14 protein-coding genes are annotated in these 16571 nt (G+C 63.8%); 6 read left to right on the forward strand and 8 right to left on the reverse strand.

All coding sequences use genetic code 11. The features are described from left to right. Positions 1-168: 168 nt before the first annotated feature. Positions 169-591: a PaaI family thioesterase gene (locus tag BLW02_RS08350; protein WP_092697984.1), complete on the reverse strand. Its 423-nt coding sequence runs from the start codon at positions 589-591 to the stop codon at positions 169-171. 178 nt (positions 592-769) lie between these two features. After that, complete coding sequence (locus tag BLW02_RS08355) at positions 770-1561, reverse strand: SDR family oxidoreductase (RefSeq protein ID WP_092697891.1); 792 nt, start codon at positions 1559-1561, stop codon at positions 770-772. Between the two features lie 405 nt (positions 1562-1966). Between BLW02_RS08355 and BLW02_RS08360 the strand changes: the two genes are divergently transcribed. Next, positions 1967-3139 carry a VanZ family protein gene (locus BLW02_RS08360; RefSeq protein WP_092697892.1) on the forward strand — a complete coding sequence of 391 codons (1173 nt, stop codon included), beginning with the start codon at positions 1967-1969 and terminating at the stop codon, positions 3137-3139. 8 nt (positions 3140-3147) lie between these two features. Here BLW02_RS08360 and BLW02_RS08365 read toward each other — a convergent pair whose 3' ends face one another. Both BLW02_RS08365 and BLW02_RS08370 read right to left on the reverse strand, forming a co-directional pair. Next, the gene (locus tag BLW02_RS08365) at positions 3148-4986 is read right to left on the reverse strand and encodes an acyl-CoA dehydrogenase family protein (RefSeq protein WP_092697893.1); all 1839 of its coding nucleotides are present in this window, start codon (positions 4984-4986) and stop codon (positions 3148-3150) included. 269 nt (positions 4987-5255) lie between these two features. After that, the gene (locus tag BLW02_RS08370) at positions 5256-6044 is read right to left on the reverse strand and encodes an IclR family transcriptional regulator (RefSeq protein ID WP_092697894.1); all 789 of its coding nucleotides are present in this window, start codon (positions 6042-6044) and stop codon (positions 5256-5258) included. A 200-nt stretch (positions 6045-6244) separates the two neighbouring features. On the opposite strand from BLW02_RS08370, the gene BLW02_RS08375 reads away from it, so the two are divergent. From BLW02_RS08375 to BLW02_RS08395, 5 genes are read left to right on the forward strand one after another with little or no spacing between them, the layout of a single operon-like run. After that, positions 6245-7264, forward strand: a complete 1020-nt coding sequence (locus BLW02_RS08375; protein WP_092697895.1) for an amidohydrolase family protein — start codon at positions 6245-6247, stop codon at positions 7262-7264. Between the two features lie 43 nt (positions 7265-7307). Beyond that, positions 7308-8282 (forward strand): Bug family tripartite tricarboxylate transporter substrate binding protein, encoded by a 975-nt coding sequence (locus BLW02_RS08380; protein ID WP_208859710.1) that lies wholly within the window; start codon positions 7308-7310, stop codon positions 8280-8282. A 33-nt stretch (positions 8283-8315) separates the two neighbouring features. Continuing rightward, on the forward strand, positions 8316-9278 hold the full coding sequence (locus tag BLW02_RS08385; RefSeq protein ID WP_092697896.1) for a Bug family tripartite tricarboxylate transporter substrate binding protein: 963 nt from the start codon (positions 8316-8318) through the stop codon (positions 9276-9278). 10 nt (positions 9279-9288) lie between these two features. Continuing rightward, on the forward strand, positions 9289-10488 hold the full coding sequence (locus BLW02_RS08390) for a CaiB/BaiF CoA transferase family protein (protein ID WP_092697897.1): 1200 nt from the start codon (positions 9289-9291) through the stop codon (positions 10486-10488). Then, on the forward strand, positions 10485-11324 hold the full coding sequence (locus BLW02_RS08395) for a citryl-CoA lyase (protein ID WP_092697898.1): 840 nt from the start codon (positions 10485-10487) through the stop codon (positions 11322-11324). Before BLW02_RS08390 ends, BLW02_RS08395 begins: the two co-directional genes overlap by 4 nt. Positions 11325-11575: 251 nt before the next feature. Here BLW02_RS08395 and BLW02_RS08400 read toward each other — a convergent pair whose 3' ends face one another. The 4 genes from BLW02_RS08400 to BLW02_RS08415 form a co-directional block, all read right to left on the reverse strand. Continuing rightward, positions 11576-12751, reverse strand: coding sequence for an acetyl-CoA C-acyltransferase (locus BLW02_RS08400; protein WP_092697899.1), 1176 nt, complete (start codon positions 12749-12751; stop codon positions 11576-11578). Positions 12752-12784: 33 nt separating this feature from the next. Next, positions 12785-14884 carry a 3-hydroxyacyl-CoA dehydrogenase NAD-binding domain-containing protein gene (locus BLW02_RS08405; RefSeq protein ID WP_092697900.1) on the reverse strand — a complete coding sequence of 700 codons (2100 nt, stop codon included), beginning with the start codon at positions 14882-14884 and terminating at the stop codon, positions 12785-12787. Positions 14885-15091: 207 nt separating this feature from the next. Continuing rightward, the gene (locus BLW02_RS08410) at positions 15092-15787 is read right to left on the reverse strand and encodes an ABC transporter ATP-binding protein (protein ID WP_092697901.1); all 696 of its coding nucleotides are present in this window, start codon (positions 15785-15787) and stop codon (positions 15092-15094) included. A gap of 1 nt (position 15788) precedes the next feature. Next, on the reverse strand, positions 15789-16571 hold the full coding sequence (locus BLW02_RS08415; RefSeq protein ID WP_092697902.1) for an ABC transporter ATP-binding protein: 783 nt from the start codon (positions 16569-16571) through the stop codon (positions 15789-15791).

The raw sequence follows: 16571 nt of genomic DNA on the forward strand, positions 1-16571 counted from the left end.
GTCACTCTGTCTTCTGGCTGCAAGTGCTCGTATCTCGTTCCCATTTGCGTACATTACCCTCGGTGAGGGTGTTGCACTTCAGATTTGAGACCGCCCGTTTATAAAATGTGCGCAATAGCCCGATTTGATTCAAAAATAGTTCGGGGCATCCAGCGGCCGGAGCCCCCATCAATCCGTCGAAATCACCCGCTGCCCATCGGCTTGGGCGGACTGGCGCCGCACATACTTGAACGTGCCCGTGGCCTGGCTGCAGACACGGCCTTCGGCGTCGAACACCGTGCCTTCGACAAAAGCGATGCTGGCGGTACGGTGGATCAGCCGCCCCTTGGCCACCAGCGGCCCACGCGCGGGTTGCATGAAGCTGGTCTTCATCTCGATGGTGACCACGCCAAAGTCGGGCGTATCACTGCGCGCCGCCGTGGCCAGGGCCACATCCAGCAAGGCCATCGTCGCGCCGCCGTGGGTCACGCCAAATGAGTTCAGGTGCTCGGAGAGCGCTTCGTAATGCAACTCGGATTCGCCCCCCGCCATGCGGTGCAGTCTGAAACCGAGATGGCTGACAAAGGGGATATCGGCACCAAAATTCAACACAGGCAACTCCAGGGTTTAAGAAAAGACACAAAGAATAGCCCTTGTGCCGCAGCGGCAACATGGGCGGCCAGCATGGGCACATGGCCCCTGGGGCCGTCCACCGCAGCACGGCACCGGTCCAGCCAGCAAGGCCGTCTGCACCGAACACGCCACCCTCGAAAAGGCAGCGCCCGCAGGCTCAGCCACCGGTGACCACGCTCACCCCGCCATCCACCGCCAGCCACTGGCCGGTGATGTGCTTGCCCGCGTCCGAGGCATACAGGGCGCACAGGCCCTTGAGGTCTTCGTCGTCCCCCAGGCGGCCCAGCGGTGCATGGGCAGCCAGCGCCTCTTCGCCCATGGCCTTCAGGGTGCCCACCGTCATCCGGCTGGGGAAAAACCCCGGGCAGATGGCGTTGACGCGGATGTTGTACTTGCCCCATTCGGCGGCCAGCGCCCGCGTGAAATTGATGACCGCGCCCTTGGACGTGTTGTAGGCAATGGTGTTCATGCCGCTCGGGTTGCCACCCAGGCCCGCGATGGATGCCACGTTGATGATGCTGCCGCTGCGCCGCGCAATCATGTTGTGCTTGGCAATGTGCTGGCTCAGGATGAAGTAGCCGCGCACGTTGAGGTTCATCACCTTGTCCCAGGCATCGACCGGGTGGTCTTCGGCGGGCGCACCCCAGGCAGCGCCGGCATTGTTGACCAGGATGTCCACATCGCCCATGCGCTGCAGGGTTTCGTCGGCCAGGCGGCGGATGTCGGCCTCTTGCGCGCAGTCTGCGGCGATCCAGCGCGCATCGATGCCGGCGGCCTGCAGTTCAGCCGTGGCCTCTTCCAGGTCCGACGCCTTGCGCGAACTCAGCATGATCCGGGCACCGGCTTCCCCCAGCGCGTGCGCCAGCTGCAGGCCCAGCCCGCGCGACCCCCCGGTGACAAGGGCCGTCTTGCCGGTAAGGTCAAACAATTGTTGGATGGTGCGGGTCATGTCTTGTCTCCTGTTTTGAAAGGGGTCTCTGCCAGCAAGCGGTCCGGCAATGCACAGCGCTGCATTGTGCGTGGGCAAGGCAACAGAATCTGTCGCCTGGGCGATTGGCAACCACCCCACCGAGCCCAACCATGTGCCGGTGCCAGGCTCGCGGGCCCTGCGAGGTGCAGCACTGGCGGGGCTCGCCTCGATTCGTCGCCACAGGCAAGGCTGACCGGTTGAATGGGCCGCCCGGCGCGCCATGCGTTGCCGGGCCATTCATCAGGGCAAAAATAGCGTGCAGGGCGCTACTGCAAAGCGCCTGAAGCCCTTCATTGCGAAGCCCAAAAACCCGGCAAAACCTGCGTTACAGCCAACCACACGGTGTTGTATGGTGTGGGTCGGATTCAGTGACCCGAGGCGCCCATGAACTCTGTCGATGACCACCCGCGCAGCCTTGCGGTTGCCGTGGGCCTGGTGGTATTGCTTGTCGTGTATGGCTCGCTGTACCCCTTCCAATGGAACCTCTCCAGCCCGCAGGCCTTTATCTGGCGTGGCCGCGTCGGCCTGGTGGATCTGGTCGAGAACATCGTCTTGTTTCTGCCGCTGGGTGCGCTGCTGGGTTGGGCCGCGCAGGGCCGCCCGCGCAGGTTGTTCATTTTTGCCACCTGGTGGGTGGTGGCGCTGGTGCTGGCAAGCGTGCTGCAATGGCTGCAGAAATACCTGCCTCGCACCCCGGCCCTGTCAGATGTGATCTTCAACATGGCGGGCTACACGCTGGGCTGGGTCGCCGGGTTTGCCGCGCGATGGCGCGTGGGGCACTTGTTGCGCCGGCACCAGGGCTGGGCCGATGCAGACCGGTACACGCTGGTGCTGATCGCCCTGTGGTGGGTGGCCGAGCTGTATCCGCTGATTCCCACACTGGATGTCTCGTCGGTGGCGCATAACATCAAGTCCCTGTGGCAGCAGGACATGTGGCAGCCACGGCGCATGCTGTTGCATGTGGGCATGGCGGTGATGGGCTTGTCGGCCGTGGCACACCTGGCCCGCAGCGCCCACCTGGCGCACCGCGCGCGGGCATCGGCCCTGGCGGCGGCGATGGCGCTACTGGCCGGCAAGTTCGTGGTCGTGGGCCAGTCACCCGGCCTGGCCGTGGTGCTGGGCATCGGGGGCGGCTGGTTGCTGTGGCGCTGGATAGACACCTGGGCGCCCGGGAGGCGCTGGGCCGCAGCGGCATGGGCATCCCTGGCCACCTATCTGCTCGACGCCCTCTGGCCTTGGGCGTGGCGCACGCCACCGGACGACATGGCCTGGATGCCTTTTGCATCGTCGCTCTCGACCTGGGTGCAATCTGCCATCACGGCGCGCGCGTTGGAATGCCTGTGCTTTGGCGCCATGCTCTGGAGCACGGTGCGCAACGGGGCCTTGCTGACAGGCATGACCCTCTGCACGGCAGTGCTCGCTTTGGCTTGCGAATGGACGCAGCGCTACTTGCCCACCCGCACGGCCGAAATCACGTCGGTGCTGCTGGCCGTGGGCATGGGTTGGCTGCTATCGGCTTGCACCCCGGCGCGCGGTACGCGCAGGGCCGCGGTGTGAGCGTTGCCCTAAAACGCTTCTTCGCTGAGCGCGGCGCAGGTGGCATCGCGGCGGTTCACCACATTGAGCCAGGCACCAATCTTCGGCAGTTCGTAATGGTAGAAATAGCGTGCAGCGCCCATTCTCCCTGCGCTAGAAGCTACTGAAAGCGCAGCATCCGCACGCAGCGTGGCCATTGCCACATCCAGCCAGGTCCAGGCCAGCACCGTATGGCCAAAGGCCTGCATGTAGGGCACGGCGTTGGCCAGGGCCTCCGCCGGGTTGCCGGTGGCCCAGGCGGCCTGCGTGGCAGCCGCCACCTGCTGCAGGGCATCACCCAGCTGCGCCGCATAAGGCGCCAGTGCGGGCACGGCGACGGCCTGCGCCATGGTGGCCTGCATGCGCGCGGCCAGCACCTGCAGGCCCCGGCCGTTTTCCATCAGCACCTTGCGGCCCAGCAGGTCGGCGGCCTGGATGCCGTGCGTGCCCTCGTGGATCATGTTCAGGCGGTTGTCGCGCCAGTACTGCTCCACCGGGAAGTCGCGCGTGTAGCCGTAGCCGCCGTGGATCTGGATGGCCAGCGAGTTGGCCTCCAGGCAGAACTCGCTGGGCCAGCTCTTGGCGATGGGGGTGAGCACTTCCAGCAGCAGGCGCGCCTCGTCGGCGGCCTCGGCAGCGCCGGTGTGCTGCTCGTCCACCAGGCGGGCGCAGAACAGGTTGAGCGCCAGCGCGCCCTCGCCATAGCTCTTTTGCGCCAGCAGCATGCGCTTGACGTCGGCATGCTCGATGATGCGTACCTGGGGCTGGGCGGCGTCCTTGCCGCTGGCACCCATCAGACGGCCCTGCGGGCGGCTCTTGGCGTAGTCCAGGCTGGCGTAGTAGCCCGCCAGGCCCAGCATGGTGGCGGCCATGCCGATGCCAATGCGCGCCTCGTTCATCATGTGGAACATGCACGCCAGGCCCTTTCCAGGCTGGCCCACAAGGTAGCCCACCGCTCCCGCCCTGCCCTGCACCGGGTACTTGCCTTCGCCAAAGTTGAGCAGCGTGTTGGTGGTGCCGCGCCAGCCCAGCTTGTGGTTCAGGCCCGCCAGCGCCACGTCGTTGCGCACGCCGGTCAGCTGGCCTGCGGTATCGACCAGCTTCTTGGGCACGATGAACAGCGAAATGCCGCGCGTGCCCGGCACCAGCTTGCCATCGGGCCCCGGAATCTTGGCCAGCACGAGGTGGACGATGTTCTCCGACAGTTCATGCTCGCCCGACGAGATCCACATCTTGTGGCCCGTGAGGCGGTAGCGTGCGCCGAGCGGGTCGGCCTCGAAGCCCTCACCGTCCGGCACAGCACGTGTAGCCACATCGCTCAAGGATGAGCCCGCCTGCGGCTCGCTCAGGCACATGGTGCCCGAGAAGCGCCCCGAGAATTCATTGAGCGCAAACACCTGCTTCTGCAGCGGCGTACCGTGCACCATGAGCAGGTTGGCATTGCCCACGCTCAGCAGACTGGAGCTGATGCTGATCGAGGCCACGGCAAAGAAGGCATTGGCCGCCGCATCCACCGTGTAGGGCAACTGCATGCCGCCAATGTCGTAATCCTGCGCCGCGCTGAGCATGCCCGAGGCGGCATAGGCGTCGTAGGCATCCTTGGTGGCCTGCGGCAGCGTGACGCGCTCGCCGTCGAAATGCGGCTCCTGCATGTCCACCGTGCGGTTGAATGGTGCGTACTTCTCGCGCGCGATGCGCTCGCAGGTGTCGAGCACGGCATCAAACGTTTCGCGCGAATGGTCGGCAAAGCGCTCGCACGTGTTGAGCGACTCGGCCTGGAGCCAGTCGTAGAGCAGGAAATCGAGGGTGGAGCGCAGGGAGGTCGTCATGCGGGAAATTATGGGAGCCGCATCGGGTTATCGCGTGTCCGGTGGGTGACGCGGACCGGCGGCACCTCGGGTGGAATGACCGGTTGAATCGGCCATCCATGGCAAGCGTTCACTGCTTTGGTGAAGCGGACGTTCCGAATCCAATCGAAGCCGCACGTGGTTGCTTCATGCGAGACGCCTCCTATGTCCTGCGGCACACCATACACGCAGGCGTCACCAGCGATTCGGCTGGGTCGCTGCCTGGTCACTCGTGTTGCCCCAGGACTTTTCTAGGCGACGCGGTCCTTCAATCGCGCCATCGTCAGTTGCTCCAACCCTTGTTGATAGCGCACAGTGCCGCCGCCCAACGCGGATGTGGCATCACGCGCGGTTTCAAGGACCTGGCGGCAGGCGGCCAGCATTGCGTCCGACGGTTCCAGTCGCGCTCGTGGGCCGGACACCGTCAGCGCGCCTTGCAACTCACCGTTGACCCCAAAGACTGGTGCCGCAGCAGAAGCAGTTTCGGGGTCGCGCTCGCCGTACGAAACGGCCCACAACTGCTCGCGAATCTCCTCGTAGCCCCGAGGTGGCGATGCGGAGAACGCGAGCAGGACCTTGCCCGATGCACCTTGGGCAACGGCGTATTCCTGCCCGATCTGCACGGACGCACGAACCGACCTTGCCGGCTCGGCGCGAAACAGCGCAATGCGCTTGTCGTCTTGCCTTACGTAGAAGGAAGCCGTCTCGCCAGTGGCCGCGCTCAACTGCTTGAGCAAGGGCTCAATGACATGCCCCACCTGGAAAGAGCGTTGGTAAATCGAAGCGAGCCGCAGTGGCTGCGGGCCAATGGAGTATTGGCCGTCCGGCAGTTTGCGAATGAAGCCGCCGTGCTCCAAGGCACCGAGTAGACGCAGCACAGTGCTTTTGTAAAGCCCGGTCCTCCTCGACAGCTCGGTCAACGTGAGCCGGCCCTCGTCGGGTCCAAAAGCGGCGAGCAGAGAAAACGCTTTATCCAGGACAGCAATGCCACTTGATTCGGCGGTGTTGGCGGGCGGTGGAGCGGTAGTCGATTCAGTCATGGAGGCATAGGACGGACGAAATGGCGCGCTGTCTTCAGGCAGCCAAGTCGAAGTGTGACACGCCGCCGCGGACGCACCGACACATGTCCAAAAGAAGGGTTAACCCGCATTCAAAAGGTCATTTTTTGTTCGTATAGTTCCATCCAACAGTTCTTTGTTCCATCCAATAGAACATCAACACACACTCCAGAGACGCAAGCATGTCCACCAGCAACTATCTGCCCGTTCGTGACGACTGGCTCGCGATGCGCCAGGAGGCCGTCCTGGAGCCTGAGTTGCCCATCGTCGACGCGCACCACCATTTCTACGACCGGCCGGGTTGGACCTACCTCGATGGCGAGTACCTGGCCGATGCACGCTCCGGCCACAACGTGGTCGCGTCCATCTACATGCAGGCGCTAACGCGGTACAGGCAGGAGGGGCCTTCGGCGCTCAAGCCCGTTGGAGAAACAGAGTGTGTCAATGCCATGGCACAGAAACAGGCCGAGGGCATCCCGCAAATCGCCAAGGGCATCGTGGGCCACGCCGACCTCCGGCTGGGCGCGGAAGTACGGGAAGTGCTGGAGGCGCACGTGCAAGCCGGCGCGGGTCGCTTCAAGGGCGTGAGGCACCTCACGACTTGGGACGCGGATTCGTCGCTGGTCAATCCCCTGTCCGCAGTCCCTCGCGGCCTTCTTCTGGACAAGGCCTACGGCCGCGGGGTTGCCCAGTTGGCTTCGCTACAGCTCTCCTACGACGCATGGCTGTTCTTCCATCAGTTGCCAGAACTCTTCGAATTGGCCAAGTCGGCGCCGGACACCCCCGTCGTCATCAATCACTGCGGCGGCATCGTCCGAGTCGGTGCCTACGAATCACGTCGCCAGCCAGTCTTCGAGACCTGGCTGCATTCCATGCGGCAGCTCGCCCAGTTACCCAACGTCTACGTGAAGCTGGGTGGACTGGGGATGCGCATCAACGGATTCGACTTTGAGAAGGGCGAGCTTCCTCCGAGTTCTGAGCAGTTGGCCGAGGCGTGGAAGCCGTGGATGGAGCCGTGCATCGAGGCCTTCGGGGCAGAGCGCTGCATGTTCGAAAGCAATTTCCCGGTCGACAAGGGTTCGTACAGCTACGTCACGTGCTGGAACGCCTTCAAGCGACTGACTTCCCGCGCCACTGCCCACGAACGCGCAGCACTTTTCCAAGGGACGGCGACTCGGGTCTATCGCCTCGCCCAGTCCTAAGCCACCCCGCCTGCCCCCAGTTCGTCAGGAGACTTCCTTGAACATTTCCAAGTTCGCCACCGCCCGCGTGGCCCTATCTGTCGCTCTTGTCGTCTGCAGCGTTGCAACCGCTGCGCAAAGCGCCTACCCCAACCAGCCCATCAAGCTTGTCGTACCGTTCCCGCCAGCCGGTGGCACCGATGTGCTCACGCGCCTGGTGGCCAACGAGGTGACATTGAAGGACAGCAAGTGGAACTTCATCGTCGACAACAAGCCGGGCGCGGGTGGGAACATCGGCATGGACGCCGTCGCAAAAAGCAAGAAGGACGGCTACACCGTCGGAACGGGGCAGACCGCCAACCTGGCCATCAATCCAACGCTGTACACAAAGATGCCTTTCGATGCTTCGAAGGACTTTGCGCCGGTCGTGCTCCTGGCCTCGCAGCCACTTGTCTTGGTCGTCCGAGCAGACTCTCCCATCAAGAACCTGGAAGACCTGAAAACACAGGGCCAGAGCAGGCAGCTGACGATGGCTTCCGCCGGCACCGGCACCGTGGGCCATGTGGGCGGCGAAATGTTCGCCCGCCGTGCGGGCATCAAGGTCATGCACGTCCCGTACAAGGGCGCCGGCCCCGCCACCACCGACCTGTTGGGCGGTCAAACGGACATCTACTTCGCCACCCCGCCCAGCATCGTCTCCATGGTCAAGGCTGGCAAATTGCGCGCCGTCGCCGTCACTTCGCTCAAGCGGATTGAAGTGCTTCCCGATGTTCCCACCGTCGCCGAGTCCGGCTACCAGGGTTTCGTCGTGGAGGACTGGAAGGCGCTCGTTGCTCCGGCCGGCACGCCGCCTGAAGCCATCACCAAGGTGAATGAGGCCGTGAACGCGGCCCTGAAGCGGCCAGAGATCATGGCCCGCCTGCGCGACGAAGGCAGCGTTGCACGCGGTGGCTCGCCGGCGGAGCTCGGCGCCTTCATGAAGAGCGAACAGACGCGCTGGGGCACCGCTGTCCGTGAATCGGGCGCGAAGCTCGATTGAGTGCCCCTCTCTCAACAACTTCCGGAGACTTTCATGCCATTCAACACCTTGCGCCGAGCCATCGTCCTTGCAAGCGCCGCATCCCTCTTCAGTGCTGGCGCGTTCGCTCAGAAGCCCGTCACCATCATTGTTCCCTATGCGCCTGGCGGCAGCGCCGACTTGGTGACGCGTGTCATCGCGCAGTTCGCCGCACCCGGCGTCGGCGCACCGATGATTGTCGACAACCGCACCGGTGGCGGCGGCGTCGTCGGCTGGGGTGCAGCCGCCCGGTCTGCCCCCGACGGCAATACCTTGCTCACCGTCGAGCTCTCCTACACCATCGCCGCTGGCCTGATTACGACACTTCCATTCGACCCCAAGAAAGCCTTCACACAGGTCGCAACGGCGGTCAAGGTCCCGCATGTTCTGGTCATCAATCCGGCCGTGCCTGCGAAGACAGTGCAGGAGTTCATCGCCCTGGCCAAGGCACAGCCGGGCAAGCTGAACTATGGCTCTGGCGGCAACGGCACCAACACGCATCTGGCGGGCGAACTTTTCAAAAGCACCACGGGTGTCGACATCGTGCACGTCCCCTACAAAGGCGCCGGCGCCGTCCTGACCGACCTCATGGGCAACCAGGTTCAGGCCCTCATCACCTCCGTACCCACCGCGCTTCCGCACATCAAGAGCGGCAAGCTCCGCGCCCTCATGGTGACCGGGGCAGAGCGCAACGCCATGCTGCCCGACGTGCCGTCCGCCAAGGAAGCAGGCATTCCCAGGATGGACATGGACTACTGGATTGGCATCGGCGCCCCGGCCGGCACACCGCAAGTCGTCGTGGACAGGCTGAACAAGGAGTTCAACGCATCCCTTGCCCAACCGGAGGCCAAAAAGAAGATTGCCGAGATGGGCCTGACGGTGGTGGCGAATACACCCGCCCAGGCAACGCAACTGGTCAACAGCGAGATCCAGCGCTGGAGCGCCGTCATCCAGCAGGCCGGCATCAAGGCCGACTGAGGAGAGCGTCATGTCCAATGCGCTTCGCGGCGTCCGCGTCCTTGACCTCACCAACGTGCTGGCAGGGCCCTTCGCCTGCCACCAGCTGGCCCACATGGGCGCCGACGTCATCAAGGTGGAGACCCGCAACGGCGGCGACCTGGCGCGCCAGCTCGGCGCCGACCCCGAGCTGAACAAGCGCTACATGGGCGTCTCGTTTCTGGCGCAGAACCCGGGCAAGCGCTCCATCACCATCGACTTCAAGCACCCGACCGGAAAAGACGTATTCAGGAAACTGGTGCGCACGGCCGACGTCGTGGTAGAGAACTTCCGCCCCGGCGTCATGCAGCGCCTGGGACTTGGCTACGACGAACTCCTGAAGGAGAACCCCAAGCTCATCTACTGCGCCATCTCGGGATTTGGCCAGGATGGGCCGCTTCGCGACCTGCCGGCGTACGACCAAATCATCCAGGGCATGTCAGGCGTCATGAGCATCACCGGTGCGCCAGAGAACGCGCCTTACCGCGTCGGCTATCCGGTCGCCGACACGATTGGGGGCATCACCGCGGCATTCGCGGTCGCGGCAGCCTTGGCGGACCGGGAGCGCAGCGGCGGAACCTTCATCGATGTCTCGATGCTCGAAGCCGTCATGGCGACCATGGGATGGGCGGTCTCGAACCACCTGATTGCAGGTCGCGAGCCCAAGCCCATGGGCAACGAGAACGTGACCGCCAGCCCGTCCGGAACTTTCCGTACCGGTGACGGACTTCTGAACATCGCCGCCAACAAGCAAGAGCAGTTCGAGGCCGTGTGCCAGGTCGTGGGACGCCCCGAACTCATCACCGACGCGCGCTTCAGCGAACGACAGGCTCGCCTGCAGCACCGGTTCGAACTCAAGGCAGCTTTAGAGGAAGCCATGGCCATGAAGTCGACGGACGAGTGGTGGACACTTTTCAATCAGGCTGGCGTGCCTGCAGGCCCTGTCTACTCGGTTCCCCAGGCCCTTGAACACCCCCAGGTGGCTGAACGCGGCATGGTGGGTCGCTTTGACAATGTGCCCGGTGTCGGTCGCGACATTCGCCTGGTACGCACAGGCTTCAAGGTGAATGGCCAAGCACCTCGGGTCGACTCAGCGCCACCCACGCTGGGGCAGCACTCTGATGAAATTCTGGCGGAACTGGGCTATTCGCCTCTGGAAATTGAGGCACTGAAAGAGGAGAAGGCAGTATGACGGACACGACACCCGATGCACGCAAGGCCACCGAGGACTGGTGGCGCACAAGCATCATCGACATGTCGCCTGGCGTCATCCGCTACCGCGGGTACCCCATCGAAGACTTGATTCGCGAGCGAGTCAGCCTGGCGCAGATGATCTGGCTGATGACGCGTGGTGAACTTCCCACCCGCGTCCAGGGCGAACTGCTGGAGTCCGCTCTGATGTCCGCGGTCGACCATGGTCCGCAAGCTCCGAGCATTGCCATTGCACGCATGGCCGCTACGTGTGGCGTTGGCCTCAACAGCGCCATGGCCTCGGCAGTCAATGTCCTGGGCGATGTTCACGGGGGCGCGGGCGAACAAGCCGTGGAGCTTTATGAAGACATCGCTGCGCGGATGGACGCGGGCGCAACCGAGGACGACGCAGTTGCGGCGGGGCTTCGGGCGTTTGTGGAAGTCCATGGCAAGGTCATCTCGGGTTTTGGGCATCGCTTTCACCCTGTAGACCCTAGAAGTGCTCCTTTGCTGGAGCTCGTCGATGAAGCAGCCAAGAAGGGTGAGGTGAGCGGCAGGTTTGCGCGCATCGGGCGAGCCGTTGAAGCAACGCTGAGCGCGAGCAAAGGCAAGCCAATCCCCATGAACATCGATGGGGCCACCGCGGTGATCTACGCTGAGCTTGGTTTTCCAGCGCCATTGGCGCGGGGGCTCTTCTGTCTATCGAGGTCGGTCGGCGTGCTTGCCCACGCGTGGGAACAAACACAGCAAGGCGGCCGCATCAAGGGGCCGATACCCCGCCAGTTCATTCCCACATACCAGGGGCAGCCAAAGAGGAAGGTGCCGGTTCAACGTTAACAGGAGCTGGCCAAGTCGCGTCCCACGCCGCAGAGGTTCACTCAGCAGACGATTTCGCACAGGCGGCCAATGTCTGCTGGGGGCCGACTGCCGTCCGCCCCCCAAGCTGCGCGGCAACGCAACCAAGGCATCTCAAGCCCTCCAGGCACCCAGCACCCATTCATCAATCACCAGCAGCAAATAAATAGCAAACGCCCCACGCAAACCTTGCGGCCTGCGCGGGGCGTTGCGTTCTAACCGGCCGTCAGCGCTTACAGCACTTCAAACACGCCCGCCGCACCCATGCCGCCGCCGATGCACATGGTCACGCACACGCGCTTGGCGCCACGGCGTTTGCCTTCGATAAGGGCGTGGCCCGTGAGGCGCTGGCCGCTCATGCCATAGGGGTGGCCCACAGCGATGGCACCACCGTTGACATTGAGCTTGTCGGCAGGGATGCCCAGCTTGTCGCGGCAGTAGAGCACCTGCACGGCGAAGGCTTCGTTCAGCTCCCACAGGTCGATGTCGTTCATCGACAGGCCCAGGCGCTTGAGCACCTTGGGGATGGCGAACACGGGGCCGATCCCCATTTCGTCGGGTTCGCAACCGGCCACCGCGAAGCCCAGGAAACGGCCCAGGGGCTTGAGGCCTTTCTTCGCGACCAGGTCTTCGTGCATGACGACCACGGCACCGGCCCCATCCGAGAGCTGGCTCGAATTGCCAGCCGACATCAGGCCGCCCGGCAGGGCCGAGCGCAGGCCCTTGATGCCGTCGTAGGAGGTGCCGGCGCGGATGCCTTCGTCCACGCTCACCGTCACCTGCCTGGTGGTCAGGCCCATGGCCTTGTCGGCCACACCCATGGTCACGGTGATGGGTGCGATTTCGTCGGTGAACAGGCCCGCCTCCAACGCAGCGGCAGCCTTCTGCTGGCTGGCGGCGCCGTATTCGTCCATGGCCTGGCGGCTGATGTTGTAGCGCTTGGCGACCTGCTCGGCCGTCTGCAGCATGGGCCAGTAGACCTCGGGCTTGTTCTTCATGAGCCAGGTCTCCTGCAGCATGTGCTGATTCATTTCCTGCGCGGTGCAGGAGATGGTTTCCAGGCCGCCGGCCACATAGATGTCGCCTTCGTTGGCGATGATGCGCTGGGCGGCGGTGGCGATGGTCTGCAGGCCCGACGAGCAGAAGCGGTTGATGGTCATACCCGACACGGTGACGGGGCAGCCGGCGCGCAGGGCGGCCTGGCGGGCAATATTGGCGCCGCTGGCACCTTCGGGGGTGCCGCAGCCCATGATGACGTCGTCCACTTCGGCGGCTTCAATGCCGGCGCGCTGGATGGCGTGCTCGATCACGTGGCCGCCCAGCGTGGCGCCGTGGGTCATGTTGAAGGCGCCCTTCCAGCTCTTCGTCAAGGGGGTGCGTGCGGTCGATACGATTACTGCGGAAGTCATGTTGGTTCCTTGTTCGGTGGTGTAGCTGGGCGCTCAGTTGAAGGCCTTGCCTTCGGCGGCCAGCTTGGCCAGCAGCGGCGCGGGCTTCCAGAACGCGGCGTCGTCCAGCGGGTTCTTGGCAAAGCGGTTCATGGCCTGGACCACGTTGAACAGGCCGACTTCGTTGGCGTAGTTCAGCGGGCCGCCACGGTGCACCGGGAAGCCGTAGCCAAAGATGTAGACCACGTCGATGTCACTGGCCTTGTTGGCAATGCCTTCTTCGAGGATGTGGGCGGCTTCGTTGACCAGGCTGAACACCAGGCGCTGCACGATTTCCTCGTCGGAGATCTTGCGCGGGGTGATGCCGAGCGACGCGCGGTGGTCCTCGATCATCTTCACCACTTCGGCGTTCGGGATCGCGTCGCGCTTGCCAGGCACGTAGTCGTACCAGCCGGCGCCAGTCTTCTGGCCGAAGCGGCCCTTCTCGCACAGCAAGTCGGCGGTCTTGCTGTACTTCATGTCGGGCTTTTCGGTGTAGCGGCGCTTGCGGATGGCCCAGCCGATGTCGTTGCCGGCCAGGTCGCCCATGCGGAACGGCCCCATGGCCATGCCGAATTTTTCCATCGCCTTGTCCACCTGCTCGGGCGTGCAGCCTTCGTCGAGCAGGAAGCCGCCCTGGCGGCCGTATTGCTCGATCATGCGGTTGCCGATGAAACCATCGCACACGCCGGAGACCACGGCGGTCTTCCTGATCTTCTTGGCCATGGCCATCACGGTGGCCAGCACGTCCTTGGCGGTGGCGTCGCCACGCACCACTTCGAGCAGCTTCATCACGTTGGCCGGGCTGAAGAAGTGCAGGCCCACCACGTCCTGCGGCCGCTGGGTGAAATTGGCGATCTTGTTGACGTCGAGCGTGGAGGTGTTGGAGGCCAGGATGGCGCCGGGCTTCATCACGGCGTCGAGCTGCTTGAACACGGCTTCCTTCACGCCCAGTTCCTCAAACACCGCCTCGATCACGAGGTCGGCATCCTTGAGGTCGTCATAGCTCAGCGTGGTGGACAGCAGGGCCATGCGCTGCTCGTACTTGTCCTGCTTGAGCTTGCCCTTCTTGACCTGGGCTTCGTAGTTCTTTCGGATGGTGGCGATGCCACGGTCCAGCGCCTCCTGCTTCATCTCCAGCATCTTCACGGGGATGCCGGCGTTGAGGAAGTTCATGGCAATGCCACCGCCCATGGTGCCGGCACCGATCACGGCCACGGCCTGGATGTCGCGCTTGGGGGTGTCGGAAGGCACGTCGGGAATCTTGCTCGCAGCACGCTCGGCCAGGAACAGGTGGCGCAGCGAGCGCGATTCGGGTGTCCACATCAGGTTGATGAACAGCTCGCGCTCGAACAGCAGGCCATCGGCAAACTTCTTCTTGGTGGCGGCCTCGACGGCGTCCACGCACTTGGCGGGCGCCGGGAAGTTCTTGCTCATGCCCTTGACCATGTTGCGCGCGAACTGGAAGTACGCGTCGCCCTGCGGGTGCTTGCAGGGCAGATTGCGCACCAGGGGCATGGGGCGCACGTCGGCCACGCTCTGCGCGAAAGCCAGGGCCTCGGCGGCCAATGCCTCAGGCGATGCCGCCATCTTGTCGAACAGCTTCTGGCCGGGCATGGAGCCGAGCAGCTCGCTCTTGACGGGCTCGCCGCTCACGATCATGTTCAGGGCTGCCTCCACACCGACCACGCGCGGCAGGCGCTGGGTGCCGCCAGCGCCGGGCAGGATGCCCAGCTTCACTTCGGGCAGGGCCACGCTGCAACCAGGGGCTGCAATACGGTAATGGCAGCCCAGGGCCAGCTCCAGTCCACCGCCCATGCAGACCGAGTGGATCGCGGCCACCACGGGCTTGGGCGAATTCTCCACGGCAGCAATCACGGAGTGCAGGTTGGGCTCTTGCAGTGATTTGTCGGTGCCGAATTCCTTGATGTCGGCGCCGCCGGAAAACGCACCGCCCGCACCGGTGATGACGATGGACGTCACCGCGGCATCGTCATTGGCACGGGTCAGGCCGTCCACAATGCCCTGGCGGGTCGACAGGCCGAGCCCGTTGACGGGAGGATTGGCCAGCGTGATCACGGCAACGGAGCCGTGGACTTTGTATTCAGCGGTCATGCTGTTGTTCCTTGAAAATTATAAAAGAACGATCGTGCGATTTTTATTGTAGAGAGTTCTGCCAGCGTTGACTGTGCCGATTTGTCTCGCCCGGGACAAACGACGAACAGCCACTCAGATGGGAGCAAATGCGGCCCATGGAACAAGGCAGTGAGCACCTCGCCGGCGCCAGCAGGCCTGAGCCCCCTGCATCGCCGGCCCGCGTGGTCAGACCTCCAACCACTCTTTGCGGACATAGCTGTCGGCCCGCAAGGTTTCGGGGGTTCCCTGGAAAACGATGCTGCCATGGCCCATGACCAGCGTCCGGTCGGAGATGGTCATGGCGATGGTGAGCTTTTGCTCGATCAGCAGAACCGAGATGCCGCGCGATTGGATGGTCTGCAAGTATTGCCCCACCAGTTCAACGATCTTGGGAGCCAGGCCCTCGGTGGGTTCGTCGATGATGATGAGGTCGGGGTCGCCCATCAGGGTACGGCACAGGGTGAGCATCTGCTGCTCGCCGCCCGACATCACGCCCGCCTCGATGTTGCGGCGCTCCTTGAGGCGGGGGAACATGTCGTACATGTCATCAAACGACCACCGGCTGCCCTTGCCCTTGCCTTTTTGCCCCAGCAGCAGGTTCTGGTGCACCGTGAGGTTGGGAAAGACATCGCGGCTTTCGGGCACATAACCAATGCCCAGATGGGCAATCTCGTAGGCCTTTTTTCCCTTGAGGGCCTGCCCCTTCCATTGCACCGAGCCTTCCCAGTCCACCAGGCCCATCACGGCCTTGGCCGTGGTGGAGCGGCCCGATCCATTGCGCCCCAGCAAGGCCACGATTTCACCGGGCTGGATATCGAAGGAAACACCATGGAGCACATGGCTTTTGCCGTAGTAGGCGTGGAGGTTGTCGATTTTCAGCATGTCAATGTCCCCCCGCCTGTGCATCGGCCACGGCGGAGCCCAGGTAGGCTTCTTGCACGCGCGCATTGGCGCGCACCTTGTCGGGGGTGTCAAAGGCGATGACCTCGCCATACACCACCACGGCAATCTTGTCGGCCAGGCCGAACACCACGCCCATGTCGTGCTCCACCGTGAGCAGGGTGCGGCCTTCGGTCACCTCCTTGATGAGGTGGATGAAGCGCGTGGTTTCGCTGCGGCTCATGCCGGCGGTGGGCTCGTCGAGCAAGATCACATTGGCGCCGCCGGCAATGGTGACGCCGATCTCCAGGGCGCGCTGCTCGGCGTAGGTCAGGTTCACGGCCAGGGTGTCACGCTTCTTGTCGAGCTTGATCATCTCCATGAGCTGCCTGGCGCGCTCGTTGGCGTCGTCCAGCTTCGAGAGAAATCGCAGGAAGGTGTACTTGTAGCCCATGCTCCAGAGCACGCCGCAGCGCAGGTTTTCAAACACACTCAGCTTGGGAAAGATGTTGGTGATCTGAAAGCTGCGCGACAAGCCCATGCGGTTGATTTCGTAGGGTGCCTTGCCGTCGATGCGCTGGCCATTGAGCAGCACCTCGCCGCTGGTGGGGCCAAAGCGCCCGCTGATCAGGTTGAACAGCGTGGACTTGCCCGCGCCATTCGGGCCGATGATGGCCACCCGCTCGCCGGGCTTCACGGCCAGGTTCACGCCACGGATGATTTCTGTCTTGCCAAAGCTCTTGCGCAGGTCACGCAGTTCGAGCGCACACGGTGCGTTTGTCGCCAT

The organism is Acidovorax soli, from assembly GCF_900107605.1.
Taxonomy (GTDB): Bacteria; Pseudomonadota; Gammaproteobacteria; order Burkholderiales; family Burkholderiaceae_C; genus Acidovorax; species Acidovorax soli.

Bases quoted from the DNA above. Each gene is read 5' to 3' on its own strand.
- BLW02_RS08405 (WP_092697900.1), bottom strand. From the start codon at position 14,884: ATGACCGCTGAATACAAAGTCCACGGCTCCGTTGCCGTGATCACGCTG.
- BLW02_RS08385 (WP_092697896.1), top strand. From the start codon at position 8,316: ATGCCATTCAACACCTTGCGCCGAGCCATCGTCCTTGCAAGCGCCGCA.
- BLW02_RS08375 (WP_092697895.1), top strand. From the start codon at position 6,245: ATGTCCACCAGCAACTATCTGCCCGTTCGTGACGACTGGCTCGCGATG.
- BLW02_RS08410 (WP_092697901.1), bottom strand. From the start codon at position 15,787: ATGCTGAAAATCGACAACCTCCACGCCTACTACGGCAAAAGCCATGTG.
- BLW02_RS08415 (WP_092697902.1), bottom strand. From the start codon at position 16,571: ATGGCGACAAACGCACCGTGTGCGCTCGAACTGCGTGACCTGCGCAAG.
- BLW02_RS08365 (WP_092697893.1), bottom strand. From the start codon at position 4,986: ATGACGACCTCCCTGCGCTCCACCCTCGATTTCCTGCTCTACGACTGG.
- BLW02_RS08395 (WP_092697898.1), top strand. From the start codon at position 10,485: ATGACGGACACGACACCCGATGCACGCAAGGCCACCGAGGACTGGTGG.
- BLW02_RS08360 (WP_092697892.1), top strand. From the start codon at position 1,967: ATGAACTCTGTCGATGACCACCCGCGCAGCCTTGCGGTTGCCGTGGGC.
- BLW02_RS08390 (WP_092697897.1), top strand. From the start codon at position 9,289: ATGTCCAATGCGCTTCGCGGCGTCCGCGTCCTTGACCTCACCAACGTG.
- BLW02_RS08370 (WP_092697894.1), bottom strand. From the start codon at position 6,044: ATGACTGAATCGACTACCGCTCCACCGCCCGCCAACACCGCCGAATCA.
- BLW02_RS08400 (WP_092697899.1), bottom strand. From the start codon at position 12,751: ATGACTTCCGCAGTAATCGTATCGACCGCACGCACCCCCTTGACGAAG.
- BLW02_RS08355 (WP_092697891.1), bottom strand. From the start codon at position 1,561: ATGACCCGCACCATCCAACAATTGTTTGACCTTACCGGCAAGACGGCC.